The sequence below is a fragment of the uncultured Nocardioides sp. genome, assembly GCF_902805925.1.
GTDB lineage: Bacteria > Actinomycetota > Actinomycetes > Propionibacteriales > Nocardioidaceae > Nocardioides.
Map to the genome: position 1 here is coordinate 1 of NZ_CADCUP010000070.1, position 14,702 is coordinate 14,702.

General features: G+C 73.9%; 14 protein-coding genes. All 14 read left to right on the forward strand.

Annotated elements, in window-relative coordinates; translation table 11 throughout:
• Positions 1–706: DUF1206 domain-containing protein (locus QZX64_RS04835; RefSeq protein ID WP_295657435.1), on the forward strand; the 706-nt coding region annotated here is incomplete at its 5' end.
• A 108-nt stretch (positions 707–814) separates the two neighbouring features.
• Positions 815–1,369, forward strand: a complete 555-nt coding sequence (gene pyrR / locus QZX64_RS04840) for a bifunctional pyr operon transcriptional regulator/uracil phosphoribosyltransferase PyrR (RefSeq protein WP_295657437.1) — start codon at positions 815–817, stop codon at positions 1,367–1,369.
• Entirely contained in the window at positions 1,366–2,298 is a 933-nt protein-coding gene (locus tag QZX64_RS04845) for an aspartate carbamoyltransferase catalytic subunit (protein ID WP_295657439.1), read from the forward strand. Before pyrR ends, QZX64_RS04845 begins: the two co-directional genes overlap by 4 nt.
• Positions 2,295–3,587: a dihydroorotase gene (locus QZX64_RS04850; RefSeq protein WP_295657441.1), complete on the forward strand. Its 1,293-nt coding sequence runs from the start codon at positions 2,295–2,297 to the stop codon at positions 3,585–3,587. The genes QZX64_RS04845 and QZX64_RS04850 overlap by 4 nt, the downstream gene beginning before the upstream one ends.
• 85 nt (positions 3,588–3,672) lie before the next feature.
• Positions 3,673–5,016, forward strand: coding sequence for a glutamine-hydrolyzing carbamoyl-phosphate synthase small subunit (carA, locus tag QZX64_RS04855; protein WP_295657443.1), 1,344 nt, complete (start codon positions 3,673–3,675; stop codon positions 5,014–5,016).
• Complete coding sequence (carB, locus tag QZX64_RS04860; protein WP_295657445.1) at positions 5,016–8,345, forward strand: carbamoyl-phosphate synthase large subunit; 3,330 nt, start codon at positions 5,016–5,018, stop codon at positions 8,343–8,345. The genes carA and carB overlap by 1 nt, the downstream gene beginning before the upstream one ends.
• Positions 8,297–9,412 (forward strand): quinone-dependent dihydroorotate dehydrogenase, encoded by a 1,116-nt coding sequence (locus tag QZX64_RS04865; RefSeq protein ID WP_295657447.1) that lies wholly within the window; start codon positions 8,297–8,299, stop codon positions 9,410–9,412. Before carB ends, QZX64_RS04865 begins: the two co-directional genes overlap by 49 nt.
• The gene (locus QZX64_RS04870) at positions 9,405–10,226 is read left to right on the forward strand and encodes a hypothetical protein (protein ID WP_295657449.1); all 822 of its coding nucleotides are present in this window, start codon (positions 9,405–9,407) and stop codon (positions 10,224–10,226) included. The genes QZX64_RS04865 and QZX64_RS04870 overlap by 8 nt, the downstream gene beginning before the upstream one ends.
• Positions 10,223–11,062: a tRNA-dihydrouridine synthase gene (locus tag QZX64_RS04875; RefSeq protein ID WP_295657450.1), complete on the forward strand. Its 840-nt coding sequence runs from the start codon at positions 10,223–10,225 to the stop codon at positions 11,060–11,062. The genes QZX64_RS04870 and QZX64_RS04875 overlap by 4 nt, the downstream gene beginning before the upstream one ends.
• On the forward strand, positions 11,059–11,895 hold the full coding sequence (gene pyrF, locus QZX64_RS04880; RefSeq protein ID WP_295657451.1) for an orotidine-5'-phosphate decarboxylase: 837 nt from the start codon (positions 11,059–11,061) through the stop codon (positions 11,893–11,895). The genes QZX64_RS04875 and pyrF overlap by 4 nt, the downstream gene beginning before the upstream one ends.
• A 150-nt stretch (positions 11,896–12,045) precedes the next feature.
• Positions 12,046–12,366: an integration host factor, actinobacterial type gene (gene mihF, locus QZX64_RS04885; protein ID WP_295657452.1), complete on the forward strand. Its 321-nt coding sequence runs from the start codon at positions 12,046–12,048 to the stop codon at positions 12,364–12,366.
• Positions 12,363–12,965, forward strand: coding sequence for a guanylate kinase (gmk, locus tag QZX64_RS04890; RefSeq protein ID WP_295657454.1), 603 nt, complete (start codon positions 12,363–12,365; stop codon positions 12,963–12,965). Before mihF ends, gmk begins: the two co-directional genes overlap by 4 nt.
• A 50-nt stretch (positions 12,966–13,015) precedes the next feature.
• Positions 13,016–13,360, forward strand: coding sequence for a DNA-directed RNA polymerase subunit omega (gene rpoZ / locus QZX64_RS04895; protein WP_295657456.1), 345 nt, complete (start codon positions 13,016–13,018; stop codon positions 13,358–13,360).
• Positions 13,361–13,373: 13 nt separating this feature from the next.
• Positions 13,374–14,642, forward strand: coding sequence for a bifunctional phosphopantothenoylcysteine decarboxylase/phosphopantothenate--cysteine ligase CoaBC (coaBC, locus tag QZX64_RS04900; protein ID WP_295657458.1), 1,269 nt, complete (start codon positions 13,374–13,376; stop codon positions 14,640–14,642).
• Positions 14,643–14,702: the final 60 nt, after the last annotated feature.

The window sequence follows — 14,702 nt, forward strand, 5'->3', positions numbered from 1 at the left end:
CTGGGTGGCGCTGCAGCTCGCGTTCGGGGAGACCGGCCGGTCGGCGTCCAGCACCGGCGCGCTGAAGGAGCTGGCCAGCCAGCCGTTCGGCGGGGTCGCGATCTGGGCCGTGGCCCTCGGCATGACGCTGCTGGTGGTGTGGCGGCTGGTGGAGGCGTTCTTCGGCCACGAGCAGGAGGACGGCAAGAAGAAGCTCGGCAAGGTCGCGAGCTCGCTCCTCAAGGCCGTCATCTACGGCGTGGTGGCGTTCAGCGCCTTCACCGTCGCGCTGCGGTCCGGCGGCGGTGGCGGCGGCGGCGAGGACACCCTGACAGCGAGGGTGATGAACCTTCCCGGCGGCCAGGTGCTGGTCGTCCTCGGAGGCCTCGCCGTCATCGCGTACGGCGGGTTCACCGCCTGGCGCGGCTGGAGCGAGAAGTTCCTGGAGCACCTGGACGTCCAGGGCAAGACCGGTCACGACGGCCGCGCCTTCCGGATCTTCGGCAAGGTCGGCTACCTCGCCAAGGGCGTCGCGGTGGGCGTCGTGGGCGGCCTCTTCGTCTACGCCGGCCTCACGCACGACGCCGACGAGGGAGGTGGCCTCGACGAGGCGCTGCGCACCGTGCTCGAGCAGCCGTTCGGCCCGTACCTCCTGGCCGCGATCGCGCTGGGCATCGGCTGCTACGGGTTGTTCTGCTTCGCCCGCGCGCGCCACCTCGACCGCTGACCTCGACCGCAACCCCGACCGCTGGGCCGTCGGGCCGCTGGTAGGGTCGCCGCGATCGACATCCTTTAACGAGCCGTCCCGTGAGGCGGAGAAGGAGGTCCGGGACGCATGTCTCCCACCGAAGGACCAGCCGAACGACCGGCCGAGCGGACCGTGCTCGACGCCCGTGACATCTCCCGGGCGCTGACCCGCATCTCCCACGAGATCCTCGAGCGCAACAAGGGCAGCGCCGACCTCTACCTCCTGGGCCTGCACACGCGCGGGGTGCCGCTGGCGCACCGCATCGGCGAGCGGATCGCGGCCGTCGAGGGCCATGAGGTGCCGGTCGGCTCGCTCGACGTGACGATGTACCGCGACGACCTGCGCTCGCAGCCGACGAGGAGCCCCCACAAGACCTCGGTGCCCGGCGGCATCGACGGCAGGGTCGTGGTGCTCGTCGACGACGTGCTGTTCTCGGGCCGGACCGTCCGGGCCGCCCTGGACGCGCTCAACGACCTCGGGCGGCCGGCGAGCGTGCGCCTCGCCGTGCTCGTCGACCGCGGCCACCGTGAGCTGCCGATCCGCGCCGACCACGTCGGCAAGAACCTGCCGAGCGCGCTGGCCGAGCGCGTCAGCGTGCACCTGAGCGAGACCGACGGGGACGACGGGGTGGTGATCGCGTGACCAGGCACCTGCTGTCCATCGACGACCTCAGCGTCGACGACATGACGACCGTCTTCGACACCGCGGCCGAGATGCACGACGTGCAGCGGCGGGAGGTCAAGAAGCTGCCCGCCCTGCGCGGGCGCACCGTGATCAACCTGTTCTTCGAGGACTCCACCCGCACGCGGTCCAGCTTCGAGATCGCCGGGAAGTGGCTCTCGGCCGACACCGTCAACATCACCGGCAAGGGCTCCTCGGCGTCGAAGGGGGAGAGCCTGCGCGACACCGTCAGGACCATCTGCGCGATGGGCGTCGACGCGCTGGTGATGCGCCACTCCGCCAGCGGCGCCGCGCTGCAGGTCTCGCAGTGGGTCGACGCGGTGGTCATCAACGCCGGCGACGGCACGCACGAGCACCCGACGCAGGCGCTGCTCGACGCCTACACGCTGCGCCAGCGGCTCGGCTCGCTGGAGGGCCGGCACGTCGTGATGGTCGGCGACCTCACCCACAGCCGGGTCTTCCGCAGCAACGTGAAGTCGCTGACGCGGCTCGGCGCGCGCCTGACCGTCGTGGCACCGCCCACGCTGATGCCCAGCGGGATCGGGGCGTGGTCGAAGGAGGCGGGCTTCGAGACGTCGTACGACCTCGACGCGGTGCTGCCCGACGCCGACGCCGTGATGATGCTGCGCGTGCAGCGCGAGCGGATGGCGGGCGGCTTCTTCCCCAGCGCCCGCGAGTACGCCGTCGGCTACGGCCTGACGCGCGACCGGCTCGCGACCCTCGGCGCCGACGCGCCGATCCTGCACCCCGGCCCGATGAACCGCGGGCTCGAGATCGCCGCCGACGCCGCGGACGCCGCGCAGTCGGTCGTGCTCGACCAGGTGTCCGCCGGCGTGGCGGTCCGGATGTCGCTGCTCTACCACCTGCTCGCCGGAGGGGACGTCTCGTGAGCCTCGTGATCAAGGGGGCGGCGCTGCTCGGCGGCGCCGCCGCCGACCTGCTCGTCGACGACGGCGTCATCCGGGACGTGGGCTCGGTGCCGGCGCCGAGGGGCGCCACCGTGCTCGACGCCGACGGCCTCGTCGCGCTGCCCGGCCTGGTCGACCTCCACACGCACCTGCGCGAGCCGGGCCGCGAGGACGCCGAGACGGTGCTCACCGGCTCGCGGGCCGCGGCCGTCGGGGGATTCACCGCCGTCCTGGCCATGGCCAACACCGATCCCGTCACCGACACCGCCGAGGCGGCCGAGCGCGTCCTCGACCTCGGCCGGGCGGCCGGCCTGGTCGACGTGCAGCCGGTGGGCGCCGTCACCCGGGGGCTGGCCGGGGAGGAGCTCGCCGAGCTGGGACTGATGGCCCGGTCGCGCGCGCGGGTCCGTGTCTTCTCCGACGACGGGAGGTGCGTGCACGACGCCCGGGTGATGCGCCGGGCGCTGGAGTACGTCAAGGCGTTCGGCGGCGTCATCAGCCAGCACGCGCAGGACCCCCAGCTCGCCGGGCCCACCGCCTGCTGCCACGAGGGCGAGCTGTCGGGCCGCCTCGGCCTGCCGGGCTGGCCCGGGATCGCTGAGGAGGTGATCGTGGCGCGTGACGTCATGCTCGCCCGCCACACCGGCTCCCGCGTGCACGTCGCCCACGTCAGCACCGCCGGGTCCGTGGAGGTGCTGCGCTGGGCCCGGGCGCAGGGGATCGACGTCACCGCCGAGGTGACCCCGCACCACCTGCTGCTCACCACCGACCTGCTCGGGGGCTACGACCCCACCTTCAAGGTCAACCCGCCGCTGCGCCCCGACGAGGACGTGGTCGCCCTGCGCGCCGCCCTGGCCGACGGGACGATCGACGCGGTGGCCACCGACCACGCGCCGCACGCCCGCCACGACAAGGAGCACGCCTTCGTCGACGCGGCGTTCGGCATGCTGGGGCTGGAGACGGCGCTCTCGGTCGTCCGCACCGCGATGCCCGAGTCCTTCGGGTGGCCCGACGTGGCGCGGGTGATGTCGCAGGCGCCCGCGCGGATCGCCGGGCTCGCCGGGCACGGCGGCTCGCTCGCGGTGGGGGAGCCGGCCCACGTGACGCTGGTCGACGCCTCGGCCGCGGTCACCGTCGACCGCGACGCCTCGGTGTCGATGTCGCGCAACAACCCCTGGCACGGGCGCTCGCTGACCGGCGCGGTGGTGCACACCGTGCGGGCCGGCACGGTGACGGTGCGGGACGGCGCTCTGCGGCCGGACGGGGACTGAGACGCACCCCCTCCGTGCGGTAGGGTCGGCACCGCTCGAACATCCTTTAACGATCCGTCCCGTGAGGCGGAGAAGGAGGTACGGCGTGCCGCGGCATGCATCCGCACTCACCCCAGCCGTGCTGGTCCTCGAGGACGGCCGGTCCTTCCACGGGAGGTCCTACGGCGCCGAGGGCGAGACGTTCGGGGAAGCGGTGTTCTCCACCGGGATGACCGGCTACCAGGAGACGCTCACCGATCCCAGCTACCACCGGCAGGTCGTCGTGATGACCGCGCCCCACGTCGGCAACACCGGCATGAACGACGAGGACCTGGAGTCCTCGCGCATCTGGGTGTCCGGCTACGTCGTGCGCGACCCCGCGCGGGTCCCGTCGAGCTGGCGGTCGCGGCGCACGCTCGACGACGCGCTGCGCGAGCAGGGCGTGGTCGGCATCAGCGGCGTCGACACCCGCGCCCTGACCCGGCACCTGCGCGAGCGCGGCGCCATGCGGGTCGGCATCTCCTCCACCGGCGCGAGCGTCGCCGACGTGCTCGAGCGGGTGCGCGCCTCCGGCGAGATGACCGGCGCCAACCTGTCGGAGGCCGTCACCGTGCCCGAGGCGTACGTCGTGCCCGCGCAGGGCGAGCGGCGGTTCACCGTGGCGGCGGTCGACCTGGGCATCAAGGCCAACACCCCCCGGATGATGGCCGAGCGCGGCATCGAGGTGCACGTGCTGCCCGCGACCTCGAGCATCGAGGACGTGATGGCGGTGCGGCCCGACGGCCTCTTCTTCTCCAACGGCCCCGGCGACCCGGCGGCCACCACGGCCCAGGTCGAGCTGCTGCAGGAGGCGCTCGGGCGCGGGCTGCCCTACTTCGGCATCTGCTTCGGCAACCAGCTCTTCGGCCGGGCGCTCGGCTTCGGCACCTACAAGCTCACCTACGGCCACCGCGGCATCAACCAGCCGGTGATGGACCGCACGACCGGCAAGGTCGAGGTCACCGCCCACAACCACGGCTTCGCGGTCGACGCGCCGCTGGAGGGCAGCACGACCACGCCCTTCGGCGAGGCGTCGGTGAGCCACGTGTGCCTCAACGACGACGTCGTCGAGGGCCTGGAGCTGCGCGGCGCCGACGGGGCGCTGAGGAGCTTCTCCGTGCAGTACCACCCCGAGGCCGCGGCCGGCCCGCACGACGCGGCGTACCTGTTCGACAGGTTCTGCGACCTGATGGGTCTCGATACACCTCGCTCGTCCCTCGCGAGGCACTCGACCACCGAGGGACCTGGCTCGTCCCTCGCGAGGCACTCGACCACCGAGGGACCTGGCTCGTCCCTCGCGAGGCACTCGACCACCGAGGGACGCGGCTCGTCCCTCGCGGGGCACTCGACCACCGAGGGACCTGGTTCGTCCCTCGCGGAGCACTCGACCACCGAAGCAGGGGGGGCCTGATGCCCAGGCGCACCGACATCCGAAGCGTCATGGTCATCGGCTCCGGGCCGATCGTGATCGGGCAGGCCGCCGAGTTCGACTACTCCGGCACCCAGGCCTGCCGGGTGCTGCGGGCCGAGGGCCTGCGGGTCGTCCTGGTCAACTCCAACCCGGCCACGATCATGACCGACCCCGAGTTCGCCGACGCGACCTACGTGGAGCCGATCACCCCGGAGTTCGTCGAGAAGGTGATCGCCAAGGAGCGCCCCGACGCGCTGCTGGCCACCCTCGGCGGCCAGACCGCGCTCAACACCGCGATGTCGCTCGCCGCGGACGGCGTGCTGGAGCGGTACGGCGTGGAGCTGATCGGCGCCTCCATCGAGGCGATCGACCGCGGCGAGAACCGCCAGGTGTTCAAGAAGATCGTCGAGGAGCTGGGCGGCGAGTGCGCGCGCAGCGTCATCTGCCACTCGGTGGACGACCTCCTCGCCGCGGCCGACGAGCTGGGCTACCCGATGGTCGTGCGCCCGTCCTTCACCATGGGCGGCACCGGGTCGGGCATGGCCTACGACGAGGCCGGCCTGCGCCGGATCGGCGGCAGCGGCCTGGCCGCCAGCCCGACCACCGAGGTGCTGCTCGAGGAGTCGATCCTCGGCTGGAAGGAGTACGAGCTCGAGGTCATGCGCGACACCGCCGACAACGTGGTGATCGTGTGCTCGATCGAGAACCTCGACCCGATGGGCGTGCACACCGGCGACTCCATCACCGTCGCCCCGGCCATGACGCTGACCGACCGCGAGTACCAGGCGATGCGCGACCTCGCGATCGGCATCATCCGCTCGGTCGGCGTCGACACCGGCGGCTGCAACATCCAGTACGCCGTCAACCCGGCCGACGGCCGCCTGGTCGTGATCGAGATGAACCCGCGCGTGTCGCGGTCCAGCGCGCTGGCCTCCAAGGCCACCGGCTTCCCGATCGCCAAGATCGCCGCCAAGGTCGCCATCGGCTACACCCTCGACGAGATCCCCAACGACATCACGGTGCGCGCCGACGGCTCGAGCACCCCGGCGGCGTTCGAGCCCACGCTCGACTACGTCGTGGTGAAGGTGCCGCGGTTCGCGTTCGAGAAGTTCCCCGGTGCCGACCCGACGCTGACCACCCACATGAAGTCGGTGGGCGAGGCGATGGCCATCGGCCGCAACTTCACCGAGGCCCTGCAGAAGGCGCTGCGCTCGCTCGAGAGCGCGGGCGCGGTCCTCGACTTCGTGCCGGACCCGCGGGCCGACGTGGACGCGCTGCTGGCGGCCTCGACGGTGCCCACCGACGGCCGGCTGCGCACGGTGATGGACGCGATCGTCGCCGGCGCCACGCCCGAGCAGGTGCACGACGCCACCAGGATCGACCCGTGGTTCGTCGACCAGCTGTTCCTGCTCAGGGAGGTCGCCGAGGAGCTGACGGCTGCGTCGCAGCTCGACCGCGACACCCTGCGCACCGCCAAGCGGCACGGCTTCTCCGACGCCCAGATCGGCCGCGTCCGCCGGATGCGGGAGGACGTCGTCCGCGGGGTGCGGCACGCGCTCGGGGTCCGGCCGGTGTTCAAGACCGTCGACACCTGCGCGGCGGAGTTCGCCGCCGCGACGCCGTACCACTACTCCTCCTACGACGAGGAGACCGAGGTGGCGCCGCGCGAGCGCGAGGCCGTGATCATCCTCGGCAGCGGCCCCAACCGCATCGGCCAGGGCATCGAGTTCGACTACTCGTGCGTGCACGCCTCGCTGGCGCTGAGCGAGGCCGGCTACGACACGATCATGGTGAACTGCAACCCCGAGACGGTCTCGACCGACTACGACACCTCCGACCGCCTGTACTTCGAGCCGCTCACCCTCGAGGACGTCCTGGAGATCGTGCACGCCGAGCAGGCGGCCGGCCCGGTGGCAGGCGTCATCTGCCAGCTCGGCGGCCAGACGCCGCTCGGGCTCGCCCGCGGGCTCGAGGAGGCCGGGGTGCCGATCGTCGGCACCGCCCCCGAGGCGATCGACCTCGCCGAGGACCGCGGCGCCTTCGGCCGGGTGCTCCAGCAGGCCGGACTGCCCGCCCCGAGGTTCGGGATGGCCACCTCGTGGGCCGACGCCAAGGGCATCGCCGGCACGATCGGCTACCCCGTGCTCGTGCGCCCGTCGTACGTCCTGGGCGGGCGCGGCATGGAGATCGTGTACGACGACGACTCGCTCCAGGGCTACATCGACCGGGCCACCGAGATCAGCCCGGAGCACCCGGTGCTGGTCGACCGGTTCATCGACGACGCGGTCGAGATCGACGTCGACGCGCTCTTCGACGGCGAGGAGCTCTTCCTGGGCGGGGTGATGGAGCACATCGAGGAGGCCGGCGTGCACTCCGGCGACTCCTCCTGCGCCCTGCCGCCGATCACGCTGGGTGCGGGGGAGATCACCCGCATCCGCGAGGCCACCGAGGCGATCGCCCGCGGGGTCGGGGTGCTGGGGCTGATCAACATCCAGTTCGCGCTCGCCGCCGACGTCCTCTACGTGCTGGAGGCCAACCCGCGGGCCTCGCGCACGGTGCCGTTCGTGTCCAAGGCGACGGCCACGCCGCTGGCCAAGGCCGCCGCCCGGGTGATGCTGGGGGAGTCGGTCGCCGAACTGCGCCGGGCCGGCGTGCTGCCGGCCACGGGCGACGGCGGCACCCTGCCCTCCGACGCGCCGATCGCGGTCAAGGAGGCGGTGATGCCGTTCAACCGGTTCACCGGACCCGACGGCCGCCACGTCGACACGGTGCTGGGCCCGGAGATGAAGTCCACCGGCGAGGTGATGGGCTTCGACGCCGACTTCGGCACCGCCTTCGCCAAGGCGCAGACCGCCGCCTACGGGTCCCTGCCGACCAGCGGGCGGATCTTCGTCTCGGTGGCCAACCGCGACAAGCGCAACATGATCTTCCCGGTCAAGGTGCTGGCCGAGCGTGGGTTCGAGATCCTGGCGACGCGGGGCACCGCCGAGGTGCTGCGCCGCAACGGGATCAAGGTGACCGAGGTCCGCAAGCACCACGAGGGGGAGGGGCCGCACGGCGAGCGCACCACCGTGCAGCTGATCAACGACGGCGCCATCGACCTCGTCGTCAACACGCCGTACTCCACGGGCGGCTCGGCGCGGCTCGACGGCTACGAGATCCGCACCGCCGCCGTGCTCGCCGGCATCCCGTGCATCACGACCGTGCCCGGGCTGGGCGCCGCGGTGCAGGGCATCGAGGCCATGAGCCACGGCGACGTCGGGGTGCGCAGCCTGCAGGAGTGGAACGCCGCGGCCGCGGCCGGGCGGGCAGCGGGGTCGCCGGCCTGATGCCGTCCAGGACCACCGGGCCGTACCGACTGCTCTTCGACCACGCCTTCACCCGGGTCGACCCCGAGCGTGCGCACCACCTCGGGTTCGCGGCGATCCGGGCGGCCGAGCCGGTCGTGCGCCGGGCGCGGCAGCGCCGCGAGCGGCCGGGCCGACCCGTCCGGGCCCTGGGCCTGGACCTCCCGCACCCGCTGGGGCTGGCCGCGGGCTTCGACAAGAACGCCCTGGGCATCGACGCCCTGGCGGCACTGGGCTTCGGGCACGTGGAGATCGGCACGGTCACGGCGCTGCCGCAGCCGGGCAACCCCCGGCCGCGGCTGTTCCGGCTGCCGGCCGACGGCGCGGTGGTCAACCGGATGGGATTCAACAACGACGGGGCGGCCGTCGTGGCGCAGCGGCTGGCACGCCGGGCGGCCGCCCGGCCCGCCACGGGCACCGTCGTCGGGGTGAACATCGGCAAGTCCAAGGTGGTGCCCGACGACGACGCGGCCGCCGTGGAGGCCGACTACCGCGCCAGCACCCGCCTGCTCACGCCGTACGCCGACTACCTGGTCGTCAACGTGTCCTCCCCGAACACCCCCGGCCTGCGCGACCTGCAAGCGGTCGAGAGGCTCGAGCCGCTGCTGCGCGCGGTGCGTGAGGAGGCCGACGCGAGCACCGGGCGCCGGGTGCCGCTGGTGGTGAAGATCGCCCCCGACCTCGACGACGACGACGTGCTCGCCGTCGCAGACCTGGCCCTCGCACTCGGGCTCGACGGCATCTCGGCGACCAACACCACCATCGCTCGCGGCGGCCTGCACAGCGACGCCGCGCGGGTCACGGCGGTCGGCGCCGGCGGGCTGTCGGGACGACCGCTCACCACCCGGGCGCTGGAGGTGATGCGGCTGCTGCGGGGACGCGTGGGTGACGAGCTCACGCTGATCGGGGTCGGCGGCATCACCACGGCCGGCGACGCCGCCGCCCGGCTGGAGGCCGGCGCCACCCTGCTGCAGGGCTACACCGCGTTCGTCTACGAGGGTCCTGCGTGGCCGGGCCGCATCGTCGCCGGGCTGGCCGCCCGTGGGTGAGCGCGACCCGCGCCACGTGCTGGCCGAGGTGCTCGCCAGCCGGCGGGCCGGCGCCTTCCGCCACCTCACCCTGACCGCCCGCGGCATCCCGGAGCTCTTCCGCCCCGGCACGTTCGTCGCCGCGTCGGTGGCGCCGACCCAGATGACGCGCCGGGCACTGTGGATCCACCGGGTCTCCCCGACCGGCACCTTCGGCCCCACCCTCGACGTCGTGGTGGAGCCGCGCGGGGTCGGCGGCCGCTGGCTGGCCGACCTGACCGTGGGCGCCCGGGTGGAGCTCACCGGCCCGCTGGGCCGCCCGTTCTCCCTCCCGCGGGAGCCCGTCGCCTGCCTGCTGGTGGGCGAGGGCTGGTCGGCCGCGCCGCTCTTCCCGCTCGCGGAGCGGCTGCGGGACCGCCAGTCGGCGGTGACGTTCCTGCTCTCCGGGGCCGACGAGGCGCACCTGCTCACGCCCCGGGAGGCCCGCCGGATGGCGCGGGCCGCGCACGTCGTGACCGCCGACGGCTCGGTGGGCCGCCACGGCGACGTGATGTCCGTGCTGCCCGCGGTCCTGGAGTCGACCGGGGCCGCCGTCGTGTACGCCGCCGGGCCGACCGCGCTGCTGCGCGCGGTCGCCGGGGCGGCGGCCGCGGCCGGCGCGCAGAGCCAGGTGGCGCTCCAGGAGCCGCTGCCGTGCGGCACCGGCCTGTGCCGGGCCTGCGTGATCGGCGTCCGCGGCACCGACGGCGCGGCCCACCAGGTGCGCGCCTGCCTCGAGGGCCCGGTGCTGCCGGGCGACCGGGTCGCCTGGGAGTCGCTCGGGGGCGGCCGATGACCCTCGTCCTGCGCCACCCGGTGATGATCGCCGCCGGCTGCGGCGGCACCGGGCCCGAGCTGGCGCCGTACGTCGAGATGGCGGACCTGCCCTTCGTCACGCGCACCCTCACCCGCGACCCGCGCGCCGGCAGCCCCGGCGCCCGGATGGCCGAGTCGCCCAGCGGCCTGCTCAACGCGATCGGCATGGACAACCCGGGAGTCGCCCACTTCCTCGAGCACGAGCTGCCCTGGCTGGTCCGGGCCGGCGCGCAGGTGTTCGTCTCGCTCGCCGGCTCGACGCTGGGGGAGTACGCCGAGCTGGCCCGCCGCGTCGGTGCCGCCCCCGGCGTGGCCGGCATCGAGGTCAACGTGTCGGCACCCGACCCGGGCGGAGCCGGCATCTTCGAGGCCCGAGAGCCGTTCCACGCGGCCAGCGCGGTGGCCGCCGTGCGCCGGGCGACGCCCGCCGACCTGCCGGTCCTCGCCAAGCTGCGACCCGACGTGGCACGCGTGGTCGAGTCGGCCCGGGCGGCGGTCGAGGCCGGTGCCACCGCGGTGGTCGTGGGCAACGCCGTCCCCGCAGCCCTGCCCGGCGGGCGGCCGGCCGGACTGACCGGCCCCGCCATCGCCCCGGTGGCCCTGCGGTGCGTCACCGAGGTCTGCGGCCGGCTGCCGCAGGTCGTCGTGGTGGGCTGCGGCGGCGTCGCCGACGTCGCCGGGGCCCGCGCGCTGCTCGGCGCCGGCGCTGCCGCCGTCCAGGTCGGCACCGCCCTGCTCCGCGACCCCACCACCGCCATGCGGCTCCTGGCCGCCCTCGGCACCGACCCCAGCACCCGTCCCCGGGAGGAACCGTGACCACCGTCGAGCCGTTCGGGCGCCGGCTGCACCGCGCCATGGAGGAGCGGGGCCGCTTCTGCGTGGGAATCGACCCGCACGCCGCGCTGCTGCGCGACTGGGGCCTGGGCGACGACGTCGCCGGGCTGGAGCGCTTCGCGCTGACCGTGGTGGAGGCCGTGGCGCCCGTGGTCGGCGTGGTCAAGCCGCAGAGCGCCTTCTTCGAGCGGTTCGGCAGCCGGGGGGTGGCCGTGCTCGAGCGGGTCGTCGCCGAGTCGCGGGCCGCCGGTGCCCTGGTGCTGCTCGACGTCAAGCGCGGTGACATCGGGTCCACCAGCCAGGCCTACGCCGACGCCTACCTCGACCCCGCCTCACCGCTGGCCTCCGACGCGATCACCGCCAGCCCCTACCTCGGCTTCGGCTCCCTGGACCCGATGATCGACACCGCCCGCCGCCACGGGGCGGGGGTGTTCGTCCTCGCCCTGACCTCCAACAGGGAGGGGCCCGAGGTGCAGCACGCCCGCGCCGGCGGGGCCACCGTCGCCGGCACCGTGCTCGACCACCTGCGGCGGCTCGACGCGGGCGCGGAGCCCCTCGGCGACTTCGGGGCGGTGGTCGGCGCCACGATCGGCGACACGACCGAGGACCTCGACTTCGGCGGCCCCGTCCTCGCGCCGGGGTACGGCGCCCAGGGCGGCACGACCGCCGACCTGCTCCGGATCTTCGGCCGGGCGGCCCGGCACGTGCTCCCGACGTCCTCGCGCGAGGTGCTCGCCGCGGGACCCGACACCGGGGCGCTGCGGGACGCAGCCCGGCGCGGCAACGACGCGGTCGTCGCCCTCGGCGGCGCGTGACCCGGCCGGAGCAGCAGGCGCCGCACGCGGGTCGCGTACCGCTCGCCGGAGAGGACCCGGCGTTGCCAGTGGTCCTCGCGCCTGACTAAATTGAGGCGCTGCTGGAGCTCGTCGTCCGGCGTGCAGCCCCTCCGACCGACAGGACCGCCCGTGGCACTGCCCTCGCTCACCCCCGAACAGCGTCAGGCGGCCCTGGAGAAGGCCGCCGCCTCCCGGCGGGAGCGGGCGGAGGTCAAGAACCGGCTGAAGAACTCCGGCGCCTCCATCGCCGACGTGCTCAGCGAGGGCCAGCAGAACGACGTCATCGGCAAGATGCGCGTGGTCGACCTGCTGCAGTCGATGCCCGGCCTGGGCAAGGTGCGGGCCCGCCAGACGATGGAGCGGCTGGGCATCGCCGAGAGCCGCCGCGTGCGTGGCCTCGGCACCAAGCAGGTGGCCGCGCTGGAGCGCGAGTTCGCCCCGGGCGAGTGACCGACCCCGATCCGGCCGCCCCGAGGCCCTCGCGGCTCGTCGTCCTCGCCGGTCCCACCGCGGTCGGCAAGGGCACGGTCGCCGCCGACGTGCGTCAGCGGCACCCGGAGGTGTGGCTGTCGGTCTCCGCCACCACGCGGGCACCCCGACCGGGTGAGCGGGACGGGGTGCACTACTGGTTCGTCTCCGACGAGGAGTTCGACGCCATGGTCGAGCGCGGTGAGCTGCTCGAGTGGGCGGTGGTGCACAAGCGCGCCCGCTACGGCACCCCGCGCCGCCCCGTCGAGGAGGCGCTGGCCCAGGGCCTGCCGGCCCTGCTCGAGATCGACCTCCAGGGCGCCCGCCAGGTCCGGGAGACCATGCCGGCGGCCCGCTTCGTCTTCCTGTCCCCGCCCTCGTGGGAGGAGCTCGTGCGCCGCCTGGTCGGCCGCGGCACCGAGACCGAGGAGGAGCGCGAGCGCCGGCTCGAGACCGCGCGGGAGGAGCTGGCGGCCGAGGACGAGTTCGACGTCACCATCGTCAACCACGAAGTTCACGCTGCCGCCGAGGAGTTGGTAGGCTTGATGATGCTCGACGACGAACACTCGTTCGACCAGTGATCGAGCGATCCCCCGCCATTGACGTGGCCGACAATCTGCGAGGCTGACGCGTGTCTGCACCCAACATCGCCGCCGTGGGCGTGACCAACCCCCCGATCGACGACCTGCTCACCAAGACCGACAGCAAGTACAAGCTGGTCCTCTACAGCGCCAAGCGTGCCCGGCAGATCAACGCCTACTACTCCCAGCTCGGTGAGGGCCTCCTGGAGTACGTCGGCCCGCTGGTCGACACCCACGTGCAGGAGAAGCCCCTGTCGATCGCGCTGCGCGAGATCGCCGGCGACCTGCTCACCTGCGAGGACGTCGACCCGGCCGAGCTCGCCGCCGAGGAGGCCGCTGCCAAGGCCGCCCGCGACGAGGCCGCCGCCGGCTCGACCGACCCGTTCAGCTCCTGAGCTGCACCCTGCGTTGAGCACGAGCCCCGAGCCTGGCTCCGACCACGAGGCCGCGTCCCGTCCCGGGACGCGGCCACGTGTCGTCCTGGGGGTCTCCGGCGGCATCGCCGCCTACAAGGCCTGCGAGGTCCTGCGCCGGTTCACCGAGTCCGGGCACGACGTGACCGTGGTCCCGACCGCCGCCGCCCTCGAGTTCGTGGGGGCGCCCACCTGGGCCGCGCTGTCCGGCAAGCCGGTGTCCCCGGACGTCTGGACCGACGTGCACGTGGTGCCGCACGTGCGGATCGGGCAGGGCGCCGACCTCGTCGTGGTGGTGCCGGCCACCGCCGACATCATGGCGAAGGCGGCTCACGGGCTGGCCGACGACCTGCTGACCAACACCCTGCTCACCGCCCGGTGCCCGGTGGTGTTCGCACCCGCCATGCACACCGAGATGTGGGAGCACCCCGCGACCGCCGCCAACGTCGCGACGCTGCGCGCCCGGGGCTCGGTGGTGATCGAGCCCGCCGAGGGCCGCCTCACCGGCAAGGACACCGGCAAGGGCCGGCTCCCCGACCCCGACGAGATCTTCGAGCTCGCCAGCCAGGTGCTGGTCCGTGGCGCCGTGGCGCCCGACCTCGCCGGCCGCCACGTCGTCGTCTCCGCCGGCGGCACGCGCGAGCACCTCGATCCCGTGCGCTTCCTCGGCAACCGCTCCTCGGGCCTGCAGGGCTACGCCCTCGCGCGCGCCGCGGCCGCCCGTGGCGCGTCGGTGACGCTGGTCAGCGCCAACGTCTCGCTGCCGGACCCCGCCGGCGTGAAGGTCACGCACGTCGGCACGACCGCGGAGCTCCACGACGCCGTGGTCGAGGCCGCGGCCGCCGCCGACGCGGTCGTGATGGCCGCCGCGCCCGCCGACTTCCGTCCCGTCGCGGCGAGGAAGCACAAGATCAAGAAGACGGCCGACGGCTCGGCGCCCACCTTGGAGCTGGTGCAGAACCCCGACATCCTGGCGACGATCTCCCACGACCGCGCCCGCCCCGGGCAGGTGGTCGTGGGCTTCGCTGCGGAGACCGGTGACGAGAGCGGCACCGTCCTGGACCTGGCCGCCGCCAAGCTGGCCCGCAAGGGGTGCGACCTGATGGTCGTCAACGACGTGAGCGGCGGGGCCGTCTTCGGCAGCCCCGACAACGAGGCGGTCGTCCTGGGCGCCGACGGCGGGCGCCGCGCCGTGCCCCGCGGGTCGAAGTCCGCGCTGGCCCACGTCGTCTGGGACGAGGTCCTGGCGCGCTTCGGCTCCTGAGACGCCGTCTTGGATGCTGGTCGAGCCCGGCCTTCTACATAGACTGACATCCCCCACTCA